A 12,224-nucleotide genomic window follows, 5' to 3' on the forward strand; every position below is an offset into this window, starting at 1 on the left:
CCCGAAAGTTCGTTAATTGGGGGTAGATTTAGTGGAAATACCTGCATTATTACATCAATTTATCGAAAATTGGCGATTATTCTCCCGAATACCTGCACTTTTGCAGTTTTGTTCAGGTGTGGGCCAGGTGCCAGCACGTGTTGAGCGTGTGCGAGGTAGGCTACCTGTACATTTGAAGTTATAAAAGGCCAATCCGCACTACTTTTCACAAAATTTGCGCGTACTTCAGACCGTTGAGGATGCCGCCGTGATCAACATGGGTAGTTACATAGTTTGCATATGGGATCAGATCCTGATGGGCATTCCCCATCGCGATGCCAAGGCCCACCGCAGCTAGCATCTCTTTATCATTCAGGCCATCGCCGAAGGCAATAGACTCCTTAGGTGAGAGGTCTAATAGGCGAAGCATCGCGTTGATTCCAATCGCTTTGGATGAATCAGCGGGAAGGACATCCATAGCGGATTTATGCCAACGGATATAACGTAGTCCGGGAATATGCTCTTGATACAAATGTTCGTCTGTCTCCTCACAGTGGAGGAATATTTGATAGATGTCCTCTTTTGTCCAATAGTCAGGGTCATAGCCGGGAAGATCAACCTTTAGTGACTGCACGGAGGTTTGAACAGAAGGATCGATCTCACTATTTGCATAGAAGGCAGAACTCCCCTCAAAGACAAGGGAATGACAATGCTCCGTAGAGAGCTTGACCAGCGCTTCTACATCGGCACGGGGGATTGGGTGTTGATAGATCGGTTTCCCTTGGTATACGACATAGCCGCCGTTCAAACTAACATAGGAATCAATGGCTAACTGCTGAGCCAGCCTCTCAAAGAAATACGGCGCTCTGCCAGTAGCGATAACCGGTTCAACTCCACGACGTCTGACCTCGGCGATCGCCTCAATGGTATCCTGCGGAATCTTCTTCTCGTCGTTCACTAGCGTACCATCAATATCAAAAAAGGCGATTTTATAGTCCATTCATTCGTTTCTCCTATCCTCTGAGATCTCTCTATTAATATGGTCGTAATATACCATCCGCTTGAGTAGGTGGCAAGTTGGAGACAAGCGGATTAATATTATATATACTTCAATATTTATAGTGTGAAGTATAAATGTACACGGACTCTGGTTATATAGATATAGTACAATTATCTAATAGATGACCGATTCATGAAAGGATGAAAAGCATGAACAACAAAGTTATTTTTCTGACGACGGATAGTCTTGGGGATGGAGATAAGGAGCTCGGAGCGCAGCTGCTAGAGACTTATGTAAATCTGTTGAAGCAGCGCGAGACTCTGCCGGCAGCGGTATTTTGCGTGAATCGGGGGGTGCTGGCATTAACGGAGCAATCCTTTGCATCTCTGCATTTGAAGGAGCTTGAGGACAAGGGGGTTCCTGTATTTGCTTGTGGGACTTGCGTTGACTACTATAAAATTCACGATAAGTTAGTGGCCGGGAAAGTGTCCAGTATGGGATATTTCATGGAACTTGCTGAAAAATACGAAGTTGTCACAATCGCGTAGCTTACCAGAATGATACGATGATATAAAAAATAAGAAAGAACCAGAGCCAAGGGGCTGCTGGTTCTTTGCTATTAAGAACAATGCAGATTTCTATTTATGCTGCAATTGCTTCCTTCTCAAGAAATAGAGGAAGATACCAAGGGCAATCAGTGCCAGACCCGTCAATTGGATAGGGAGAAGGCTGGACTCGCCTGTCTTAGGAAGCATCTTCCCAGAGTTCCCTTTCGTTGACGTACCGTCCGCACTAGGTAGTACATCGACATCTACTTCATATTCAACCTCGTTCCCTAGCGCATCTGTAACCTTGATCTTAAAGGAATCATGGCCTACGTAGCCTTTATCCGGCGTGTATACCCAATTTCCTTTGGAGTCTACAGTAACTTTGCCGTTCTTAGGTTTCTCGCTAATTTTCGGCGTGCTGTTCTTAGGAACTTCAACCTTGCCTTTGATCGGCGTTTTATTCGTTGCTGGCACCTTATCTGTTGGCTTAGTTGTCTTCTCCGGCTCAGGCTTAGGCTCCTCGGTTCCTGGCTTAGGCCCTTCCGGCTGAGTTGGATCTGGATTCTCACCAGGACCAACTTCCTTGTCCGGATCTACTGGAGGCTTAGGAGTCGGATTCGGATCCACTGAAGGAGTACCTCCGCCACCACCGCCGCCATTCCCACCACCGGTGGATGGTATTCTATTATTTGTCTTTTCTACGAACACAGTTTCTGTCTGTTTATCCGTAATTTCAAATGGTACTGGTGTCTTATCCAATAAGTACCCTGCAGGTGCTTTGACTTCGATGAACTGATATTTGTTCGGCTTCAAGTCATCTAAGAAGAGTTCCCCATTCTTGTCCGTAGTCAATTTGGACTCGTCAATATCGGCAACTTTTTGATATAGATAGTTTCCTTCCTGATCAAAGAGAATCGATTGCTCCCATAACTCGAAAACAGCGCCCTGAAGCTTAAGATTTTTGCCTGAGTCGTATTTGGTTAACTTAACGGAGCGGTCGTTCTCCTTATTCACAATCGTCTGGTTTGTCTCCGGCTGAATAATGGATACCGCGGTCTTAGCCTGTTCAATGACGAAGCCGTCGGCCTTGGTCTCAACCAGCGTATAGTTGCCGTATTTCAGATTCTCAAACACGATTAGGCCGTCCTTATCGGTAACGCCTTGACCGACAAGCGTATCGGAGCTGTCGCGAAGCTCGAATTCAACGCCTTCAATGGCGGACTGATCTTTGGCATTCACTTTGGTTACGATCAGTTTTGCGTTGGAACCCCATTCGTTGGTTTTCTCTAGTACTTTGATTGCGGTTTGATTCTCTACAATGTCGAAGGTGATAGGTGTCGAATCTAATTTATAAAATTCCGGAGCTTTGGTTTCAACCAGTTGATATCTCCCTGGCTCTAAATCACCTTTAGCAATTTTTCCGCTATCATCCGTTTCTAAAATATCGATAGGAGTACCATTTGGAAAAGTGCTAGTGATTTGATTTAATACGAATTTTGCTCCTTTTAAGGTCTTGCTCGAATCTGCCAAGTCCACCTTCGTTAATTCGAACCCTTGACGAATAATTTCATTAATCACCTTAAATGGTTCGTCAGAATCTTTGAAGTAGATTGTTTTCCCGGCAGCATATTCCGTATCTTTAATATAACCGCTAGGGGTAGAGACTTCTTTTAAAATATAGGGCAAGCCATCAGTGCTGTTGAGTCGGTAATTCCTAACGGTAGAGGCTTCCCCCTTCTCGTCAGTGATTAGTGTCTCAAGCAAAGTGGTGTTAGATGCGTTCCATAGCTGGAATACAACATCTTTAATTGGATGGTTCAAATCATCTACCTTCAGAACCTTTAGTTTTCCACTTCCGGTAGAGGCTCCCCCGCCTGCTCCAGCAAGCGAGACTTTAATCCCTTCCTCATTACCTTCACCGATGAACGAGATTGATATACCGGAAAATTCGGCTTTATTCTTGAGTCTTTGGCCAGTATCTGTATTAATAAATGATTCATATTCAAGGATATATGCTGTCTTTAGTTCCTTCTTGAATGTGAGAGTGATGGTATTGCCTTCAGCCTCCAGCTTAAAGAAGTCATTGTCATTATTGCCATCCTTATTAAGCTGAGATCCTTTCTGAATATTTCCAGAGTTGTTTTCAGGAAGGTTTGTTTCATACAGTTTTAAAGAATCCGCTAATAAAATCTGATTGTCAGATAAGGTATCAGTTAATTCGGAACCCACTGGAATATAAGATTGGCTAGGATTCATAGTAACTGTCCACAAGGCTCTATCGCTTTTGCTGACTTGGGCTCCTGTCTTGTATAACAGCTCGCCGCCGTGTTTTGGTGTTACCTTGCCTTCTTGACTAAAGAGCTCCTGACTTCCATCAAATAGCGCTGCATTATTGGAATACTCCCCTTTAATATTGAAGTCGCCATTAAGACTCGTTTTGTATTTGATTTGATAGGCTACTTCGCCAATATCACCAAGCTTCAACTCGAAGCTTTTACGATCATCAGCTAATTTAAGCTCATAATTTGTAACGGGATCACCTAAACCTACCTGATTATTTTCCGTATTTAGGGTGAGCTTATTAACCTCGAAGGAACCGTCTATATACGTCTGATCGCCTTTCAAGGAGTCTGTGATTATAGCATCCTTCACATCAAATAGATTGTAGTTGGCAATAACCGTCCAAGTGATTGCTTTGTCCTTAGCCTTATACTCGCCTGTTTTTCTACCGTTATTATTGGTATAGTCCTGAGGTTGGACAGAGTCTTCTCTTACAAGACTTTTTTGCCCATTTATATCTTCCCATGACAATGTTGCTATGTTTTTATATAACCCTTCTGCCGGTTTGCCCGCCTTAGGATCAAACGATGTTACGTATGTGATGGTAACTGTATCATTGATTGTTTCTCCGTTTTTTAGTTTGAGTGTAAATCCTTCACTATAATTACCTGGTTCCAGCTCAAAGGCAGAATCCTCAAGCTTCAGTTGATTCACCTTAATACTATCTTTGAGCAGCTCCATATGTCTGCCCGCGTAATCATCTTGGATCTTAATTTCGGACATATCGAACTTATCCTCATTGAGAACAAGCTCCCATTCAATTTCCTTTTTGTTAAAATCCTCGCGTATTACGTTCTTTTTGAAGATCCGTTCATTAAGCCATTTATGATCTGATTTCGTTATTGTTCCGAAAGTCACGGAGTTGTTAACATCTTGACCGCTGTAAATACGCTCCGTTATTTCCGTCTGATATTCGATGACATAAGCCTCGGTGATCTCGTTATTAAACTCTAAAGTGAAGCCTGTTTCAAATCCAGAGGCGTCCTTCAGGATTTTCAAATCGTATTCTTTCTCGTTGATCAGAGCGTCTCGAGTAGCGTTGCCATTATCATCAATGTCAACTTTGTATACATTGACTTTGTCATTAACTAGATTGAGATGGACCCCGTTTGACGGTCCAAACGTGTCCTTAATAATAGGCTGGCTTATCTTTTGCTGGTTATAGTTATACTCGATAGACCAATCGACGATCCACTTGGAGCCAGGACTGGTATTGATAATATCAGTGTTTCCAACCTTCTTGTTCAGAGGTTCATTGAAACTTATTTCTACGCTGCTTGGTATACTTTTCGAGTATCCGTCATTTCCAGTGAGTGTAGCGGTATTCGTGAAAGGTCTTTTTTTAAACGGTCCTTCTGTTGGAGCTTCAACGCTTGTCTTGTAAGTCACTCTATAGGCTTTATTGGTATCCCCTAGATTAATAGGGAAGGCCGTTTCCGTTCTTACATTATTCGTTGGTTTTAAATCCCCATTTAAGAGAACTTCCATCACAGTGATCGTAATGTCACCTTTGATCTCCAAGCCATCTCCAAGATTATCCGTGAGCTGGGCACCTTTGATCTCTTGCTCTCCTTGGTTGAACTCAATCGTCCACTCGATTTCATCGGAGTTAAAGTTTTTTTTGTTGGCAGCTCCTGTTTTCTTGAGCTTACTGTCGGCCGTGTTGGCAAAATTCACAGTGATATCCTGCTGACCAACAGAACTGAATTCAATCTTATGCTTCAGACTTTCTCCAAGCTTGGATTGATCAAAAGACAGCCACACATAGAATTGTCCTTGTAATTGTTGTCCGCGAATTTGATCGTTAAATGTAAAGATTACTTGTCTATCCTCGGTAACGACATATTTTCCTACCCCTCCGGTCAAGTCGCCCTTTAATTCATACGGTATGGCGAACTCCTCAGGGAGATAAAAAGTGTAGGTCGATCCATCGTCATATGTATGCCGATCATTCGGCAAGGACCAGTCATAAATAATGGCTACTTCATCAGAAGGTTTAGGCCGAACATCCTGGATTTCTTTGCCTTGTACAATAATCGTTCCGTCATTTTCAACAATGGGTTGTTGGTTATAAATTTTAACACCTGTAATCAGATTCTCTGTAATCTCAATTCCAGTGCCAAGGAGCGCGTTCTTGCCATATACATCATCTGTTACACTCTCTTGAGTGACTATAGCATCTTCGGTCTCACCCTCAGCACGAGTGATTGAAGAAGGGAGTACGATATTCAGCATTAGAATTATAGCTAGAAATAAAAATAATGGTCTTCTGAATTTCTTCATAACTAAGTGATTTCACCTCTCCTTAATTTATAGATTCCGAATCATGCAAAGGCTAAGTATCTCGATAATCTCACAATCTACCTCCCTTGCTGGACCTGTCTCCTAGTAAGCGGTAGATATCAATCATTGTCGATTGTGCCTACAGGAAGTGTGAGTATCCCCAAACGATGTCGATTCAGGTCGATACTTATCCAAATTACTATAAAATAGGTCACTGAATATTTTCTGAACATTTGCCTTATAGAAAAAAGCGATGTGCTCCCTTTGTTGGGAAACACATCGCTCTAATTCAAGTCAATTTGCTATATTCATCTGCTATATTTTGAATACCAATCTATGAGCTCTTGGCTCGGGGTAACATCGAATTCATCCTGCAGCCTGTTGGTGAGGATCTGGAACATCTTCCTGACTTCAACTTGATGATTTAATGTAGAATAGATTTGCATTAATCCGAAATAGCCGTCTTCCATATGGGGTAATTTGTCTACGATTCTCTGGTATAGTGATATCGCCTCAGTATGCATTGCCCGTTGCAAATAGAACTCCGCGATCTGCTTAATATGGGCCAGCCAGACTAAGCGGAGACGTTCCTGCTCGTATTCGGCCCATACATATCGATGGTCTGCGAGATAATCTCCTTTGTATAGTTCCAGAATCAATAAATGCTGCTCCAGAGTCTCGGCCGTGACCGGCGGAGCTTGATTCACCTGGGATTCCCAGGCCTCAACATCCAGTCGCTGGTTCCCCAGCAACAGACTGTATCCGCTATCCTTGTACTTAATTTCAAGCTCAATCCTTGCTTCTTTGAGCACCTTGCGAATCTGATATATTGCTGTATGTAATTGCGCAGTTGACTTCTCAATATCATATTCGGGCCATAACAAGTCGATCAAGTCTTGCTTGGTCACGGTCTTATCATGGTGATAGAGTAAATAAGCGAATAACTCCGGTGCTTTGAGTGTTCTCCAGGCAAAATACTGCGTTTCCCCATTAGCGTCAATGTAATGGATACTCTGTAAGCAGTTAAGCTGGATCGACCCGGCGTTCTTCGTTCCAGCAGAGACTTGTAAGGAAGATGCTATGCGTTGTAGGGTGATAATTAACCTATCCTGGCTCACGGGCTTCAATAAATAGTCGAGCGCGTTGATTTCAAATGCCTTCAAGGCATATTCCTGAAAGGCGGTGGTGAATACGATTTGAATATGCGGCTGGATATTCAGCAGTTGATTGGCTAATTCAAAGCCATTGATCTCCGGCATTTCAATATCCAAGAAAGCCAGCTGCAGAAATTGTCGTTGGGCTATTTCAAGAGCTTCGTGGGGATTCATATAGGAACCGATGATTTCTATATCCTGGACCACGGTCTGTTCCTTCAGCAACTTCTCCATTTTAAATATAGCAAGGCTTTCATCGTCTACGATAATTACCTTCATTCCCATATCTCTCTCCCTGCACCTCCGGTCAATTCTTCCTTCATTCTAACAAGCGCATGCCCGTATGTCCAAAGCAGATTTAATCGATGGGCGATTAATCTATCACCATGTTAGGCTCAGTGATTAGCAGTAATCAGCTCCTACTCCGAGGATTGCTCCTATGGCACCAATCGGTGTATGGTTGGATTAAATAGATATCATGCTGACTAGATGATTTCCTGAATCGGGAAATATAATATGAAGATAGTGGATTATACGCTAAGAAGGGCAGTGAGTAAAATGGCGGAGTTAAATCCTGAGACGATTATACAATTACTTAAGCAGCAGAAGAGCATCATTAACGGGGGAAAGACCGGATCACTGGAGTTCAGGCTGCAGCAGCTTCAAGCATTGAAGCGGTCTGTCCAGCAGCATGAGCGTGAGATAATTCAAGCTTTGCATCAGGATTTGCGCAAGCCAGAGTTTGAGGCTTATTCGACAGAGATCGGATATTTGTACGATAGTATTGGTTATGTAATGAAGAACCTTCATAAGTGGATGAAGCCGGATCGCGTTCGTAACCCGCTCGTTCACTTTGGCTCTAGAAGCTATATATATTCGGAGCCTTACGGCTCGACCTTAATCATTGGGCCATTCAATTACCCATTCATGCTAGTGATGGACCCGTTGGTTGGGGCGATTGCAGCCGGAAATTGTGCAGTAATCAAGCCTTCAGAATATACGCCACATGTCTCAGCGGTCATCTCCAAATTGATTAGCGAATGCTTCGATGAGTCTTATGTGCGGGTCATTCAGGGAGGTCAGGAGACTACCTCTACATTGCTGCAGGCTCCATTCGATATGGTCTTCTTCACGGGGAGCGTGCGGGTTGGCAAGATTGTGATGAAGGCCGCGGCCGAGCATCTCACCCCGGTCGTATTGGAGCTTGGAGGCAAGAGTCCATGTATCGTCGATAAGAACGTAAATCTGGATGTAGCGGCACAGAGAATTGTGTGGGGAAAATACTTGAATACAGGGCAAACCTGTGTGGCCCCTGACTATGTGCTTGTTCATAAGGACGTCCGTGCACAATTAATTGCGAAGATGAAGGAATATATCATTTCTTTCTACGGAACGGATTCACAGTTAAGTCCCGACTATGGCCGCATCGTCAATCATGCACATTGGCAACGTCTAAATGGACTATTGGAAGGTGCTGTTGTAGCAGCAGGAGGGCAGACTGACCGGGAGGATTTATATATTGCGCCTACGTTGCTTGACGGTGTGAATTGGAGCGACAAGGTGATGGAGGATGAGATATTCGGTCCGATCCTGCCGGTGTTGGAGTATCATAATCTGGATCAGGTGATTGAGGCGGTGAACTCCAGGCCGAAGCCGTTGGCGCTGTACTTATTTACGAATGATAAACAGATTGAACAGCGGATAATGAGTACAGTGTCTTTTGGCGGAGGATGTGTGAACGATACAATCATGCACTTAGTCAGTCCCTATCTCCCATTCGGGGGAGTTGGCTCTTCAGGGATGGGAGCCTATCATGGGCGGCACAGCTTCGATGCCTTCTCGCATAAGAAGAGTGTGCTGAACAGGCCGACACGGATTAATCCAAGCTTCCTGTTCCCACCTTACAATGCTAAGAAATTAGGACTTGTGAAGAGGTTTTTGAAGTAACAACAGTGGCCGTTTGTCTGAATGAGATTCAGGCAAACGGCCATTTTGATGTTTACAGTAAAGAATGCCTCCGAATTAAGGAACCGATCCACTAAGGTGAACCTGACGAATCTGACGAGTCTGATGAACTTGAAGAGCCCGACGAGTCTGCAGAGTTTGAAGAGCCCGAAGAGCCCGAAGAGCCCGAAGAGCCCGAAGAGCCCGAAGACCCCGAAGACCCCGAAGAGTCAGATTTCCCTGCCGAGTCTGAAGAACTCGATGCCATTGACGAATTCGACGAACTTGATGAGTCTGATGGCCCTGATGAACTGGACGATTCTGAAGAGCTCGATGAGTTTTGCGAATTCGACGGATTTGATGAGTTAGGCGCATTAGAAGCATTAGAAGCCGGATTGGCTCCGTTAGTTGCCATGTTACGAATCATATGGGTGAGCAGCATGACAACTGGCAGGAACACAGACAGAACCAGGGTATAGGATACCCATGTTGAGCTATCCCAGGTTTGATGGAACGAGACGTTAGGGTAGACAATCTCTGACAGGCTCACCAGGATCATGCCAAGGGGCATAACCAGAGGACGATAGTTCCGCAGATTGAATATATAAGTTAAGCTGATAGCTGTGAAAAAAATATATATCGCAATTCTGATGAACAACGTGGTATACCACATAATTGCCATAATGACCTCAATTCGCTGCAGGAAATTGCCGATATTTATTTTTTGCGCTAATAGATAGCTTGGGTACATACTGCTGATAATAATGTCTGGCCCGAAGACTAATATAGATAGAGCAACGATCAGAGTGATGGCCAGCCCTCCCATAGCACTCCCTATGAGCAGAGCTCTCCGTGCTTCCTTTGGCTTATTTACCGCGGAGGAATGGAATATAAGCAAGGTGATATGCGGCAGCAAGACGGTCGCCATGAAATCCAGTGAGGCGGACCAAATCGGCCTCATTCCGTTCTCCATCACCGGGAGAATATTCTGTGTCTGAGTCTGGTTCAGGATAAGTATGACGAACGAGATGAACAGGATAATAAATGGGAAGAACATTAGCTCAGAGGAACGGGCGATGGTCTCAAGCCCAAGCCTAGCACCCATGATGATCACTACGACAAATAGAATATTGATGGCCTGCGTCGGTGTCTCTGGCATGATCTGTGTCGTTATAAAGTTGCTGGTGAAATAGAGCGCCGGGGACGGACCCGTTATAAATAGGCTCACTACAACTAATAGAGCGATCAGTTTACCCAACCATTTGCCAAAGACCGCCTCCATCATCTGGACCAGGTTTAACTGGGGATAAAGCTTAGTTAGCAGGTTGAACATGCACAGTATCAATATTCCGATAGCTAGCCCTACAAGACAAGCGATCCACGCGTCCTGCCTTGCTATCGTAGTCACACTGGATGGAACGATAAGTATACCGCTGCCGATCGTGAAGAAGACGGTCAGGGTAGTCAGTTGTCGTGCCGATATGTTGGATTGGCGATACTTGTTCATCTATTTCACCTCTGAGACCGAATTAGGCCGACATATTCAAGTAAATTATTGAGCGGAGTGAACAAGGTTGTCAGCGCATTAAGCGGTGTAGGGACATTCTGAAATACATTTACGATCACATTCATCGTGACCCCAATGAGCAAGAGGATAGAGAACACCCACAGATCTTTGGTATATTTGTTTTTCATTAGGGAAGGGACATCGAATCGTATAATCAGACCGGTTACCCCCAGGATGATCAAACTGCTGAGCATAGTGGACTACTCCTTCATATTTTTCAGAAAAGAATCCTTGATCGTACCAAGCCGTTGAATCTTGACAGATACATTAATGTTTACAGCCAGGTTGCGGAAGTAGCGCTCATCCCAATCATGTCTTAGTTCCTTCCATGCACGTGGATTGGAGCGGTGGATAACCTCGCCGAAGCCGAAAATATCTCCGCCATACTTCTGTTGAACGGTACGGATAGAGTCTTCCATAATCGATTTGATTCGCTTATTCAGCAGTTGTTCAATCATCTCGATCGTCTTGACATTTAACAGGTTCAGATCTTTACATTCGACTTCAGCGATATTACCGTTAACTTGAACGTTAATATCTATTTGCGGCTTGCCTTCGATAACCTTACCGCGCGATTTGGTCTTGGAACGGATAATCTCGAAGGAGAGCTTGCCTCCATCCGGGCATACGGTGTGTTCAATCGTATTCTTAATATTGTCACGAATGAAATTGTAACCTTTGCTCTCCTCTTCAGTGAGCCAGCCGGCGACTTTATCACGTTTAAATGCGGCGATTCCTGAAAATTTCAGCCGTGTTGGAGTATCAATTCCCTCGACATTCTGCTTCTTTGCGCCGATCTCGGGATTGCCCAGGATGCGAATTCCAGGAAGCACAGGTTGCTTGCCGTCGCTAAGCAGGTCGCTGATCATCTCATTCAGAGTTTCCGTCAAGCTGGGGGCCCAGGTCTTCTCCGAGGTCTCTAGCGAAGAGAACAATTTATTGGCCGGGATCTTCTGCAACGGAGTCATGATCTTGAGTGCGTCTTCCGCTGATGCATCTCTTACAACCGCCAGATAAAAGTCGGTCCTCATCTCGTGATCCCGCAGTAGGAAATCAAGTGCTTCGCCAACACCGCTATCAGCTAAGGATTGTCCAATCAGCACCATTCTTAATTGGGAGACATATATTTTACGCGGGCTGACGTTGCTGATTCTACGAATAGCCTCGGAGACCGTATGGCCTTTGGCCTTATATAAGGTGGCCGGGGATTCTCCCCCTCCTTTGCCGCTGGCTACCTCACCTGGGTTGACAATTTGAACAGATACCAGATATTCATCCTCGTCCATGTCCAGTCCAAGTCCAACGGCAATGGCAATTTCATTCAATTCACGGCGGTTCCAGCATCCTGTTAAGAGTGTAGACATCATAAGAAGCAGGAACAGGTAAGCTGTAAATCTCTTCATAACTTT

8 protein-coding genes are annotated in these 12,224 nt (G+C 44.4%); 2 read left to right on the top strand and 6 right to left on the bottom strand.

The window, feature by feature from the left end; all coding sequences use genetic code 11:
* Positions 1–205: 205 nt before the first annotated feature.
* Positions 206–979 carry a Cof-type HAD-IIB family hydrolase gene (locus EI981_RS02320; RefSeq protein ID WP_126995078.1) on the bottom strand — a complete coding sequence of 258 codons (774 nt, stop codon included), beginning with the start codon at positions 977–979 and terminating at the stop codon, positions 206–208.
* 209 nt (positions 980–1,188) lie between these two features.
* Here EI981_RS02320 and EI981_RS02325 point away from each other — a divergent pair, with 209 nt between their 5' ends.
* A complete protein-coding gene (locus tag EI981_RS02325; protein WP_126995080.1) occupies positions 1,189–1,527 on the top strand; it encodes a DsrE family protein in 339 nt (112 codons plus the stop codon).
* Positions 1,528–1,617: 90 nt separating this feature from the next.
* On the opposite strand, the gene EI981_RS02330 is transcribed toward EI981_RS02325, so the two are convergent.
* Positions 1,618–6,150, bottom strand: coding sequence for a SpaA isopeptide-forming pilin-related protein (locus EI981_RS02330; RefSeq protein WP_126995082.1), 4,533 nt, complete (start codon positions 6,148–6,150; stop codon positions 1,618–1,620).
* A 308-nt stretch (positions 6,151–6,458) separates the two neighbouring features.
* Positions 6,459–7,589: a response regulator gene (locus tag EI981_RS02335; RefSeq protein ID WP_227011655.1), complete on the bottom strand. Its 1,131-nt coding sequence runs from the start codon at positions 7,587–7,589 to the stop codon at positions 6,459–6,461.
* 231 nt (positions 7,590–7,820) lie between these two features.
* On the opposite strand from EI981_RS02335, the gene EI981_RS02340 reads away from it, so the two are divergent.
* Positions 7,821–9,251, top strand: a complete 1,431-nt coding sequence (locus EI981_RS02340) for an aldehyde dehydrogenase (RefSeq protein WP_126995084.1) — start codon at positions 7,821–7,823, stop codon at positions 9,249–9,251.
* Positions 9,252–9,342: 91 nt separating this feature from the next.
* On the opposite strand, the gene EI981_RS02345 is transcribed toward EI981_RS02340, so the two are convergent.
* Genes EI981_RS02345 through EI981_RS02355 form a run of 3 tightly spaced genes read right to left on the bottom strand, consistent with a single transcriptional unit; the run spans position 9,343 to position 12,218 of the window.
* A complete protein-coding gene (locus EI981_RS02345) occupies positions 9,343–10,755 on the bottom strand; it encodes a GerAB/ArcD/ProY family transporter (RefSeq protein WP_126995086.1) in 1,413 nt (470 codons plus the stop codon).
* A gap of 5 nt (positions 10,756–10,760) precedes the next feature.
* Positions 10,761–11,009, bottom strand: coding sequence for a hypothetical protein (locus tag EI981_RS02350; RefSeq protein ID WP_126995088.1), 249 nt, complete (start codon positions 11,007–11,009; stop codon positions 10,761–10,763).
* A 6-nt stretch (positions 11,010–11,015) separates the two neighbouring features.
* The gene (locus EI981_RS02355) at positions 11,016–12,218 is read right to left on the bottom strand and encodes a Ger(x)C family spore germination protein (RefSeq protein ID WP_126995090.1); all 1,203 of its coding nucleotides are present in this window, start codon (positions 12,216–12,218) and stop codon (positions 11,016–11,018) included.
* Between the last annotated feature and the right edge of the window lie 6 nt (positions 12,219–12,224).

It is taken from the genome of Paenibacillus lutimineralis (assembly GCF_003991425.1).
Classification (GTDB): Bacteria; Bacillota; Bacilli; order Paenibacillales; family Paenibacillaceae; genus Fontibacillus; species Fontibacillus lutimineralis.

What these genes read in the sequence shown, in the direction of transcription:
- EI981_RS02325 (WP_126995080.1), top strand. Translation starts at nt 1,189, where the DNA reads ATGAACAACAAAGTTATTTTTCTGACGACGGATAGTCTTGGGGATGGA.
- EI981_RS02335 (WP_227011655.1), bottom strand. Translation starts at nt 7,589, where the DNA reads ATGGGAATGAAGGTAATTATCGTAGACGATGAAAGCCTTGCTATATTT.
- EI981_RS02320 (WP_126995078.1), bottom strand. Translation starts at nt 979, where the DNA reads ATGGACTATAAAATCGCCTTTTTTGATATTGATGGTACGCTAGTGAAC.
- EI981_RS02330 (WP_126995082.1), bottom strand. Translation starts at nt 6,150, where the DNA reads ATGAAGAAATTCAGAAGACCATTATTTTTATTTCTAGCTATAATTCTA.
- EI981_RS02355 (WP_126995090.1), bottom strand. Translation starts at nt 12,218, where the DNA reads ATGAAGAGATTTACAGCTTACCTGTTCCTGCTTCTTATGATGTCTACA.
- EI981_RS02340 (WP_126995084.1), top strand. Translation starts at nt 7,821, where the DNA reads ATGAAGATAGTGGATTATACGCTAAGAAGGGCAGTGAGTAAAATGGCG.
- EI981_RS02350 (WP_126995088.1), bottom strand. Translation starts at nt 11,009, where the DNA reads ATGCTCAGCAGTTTGATCATCCTGGGGGTAACCGGTCTGATTATACGA.
- EI981_RS02345 (WP_126995086.1), bottom strand. Translation starts at nt 10,755, where the DNA reads ATGAACAAGTATCGCCAATCCAACATATCGGCACGACAACTGACTACC.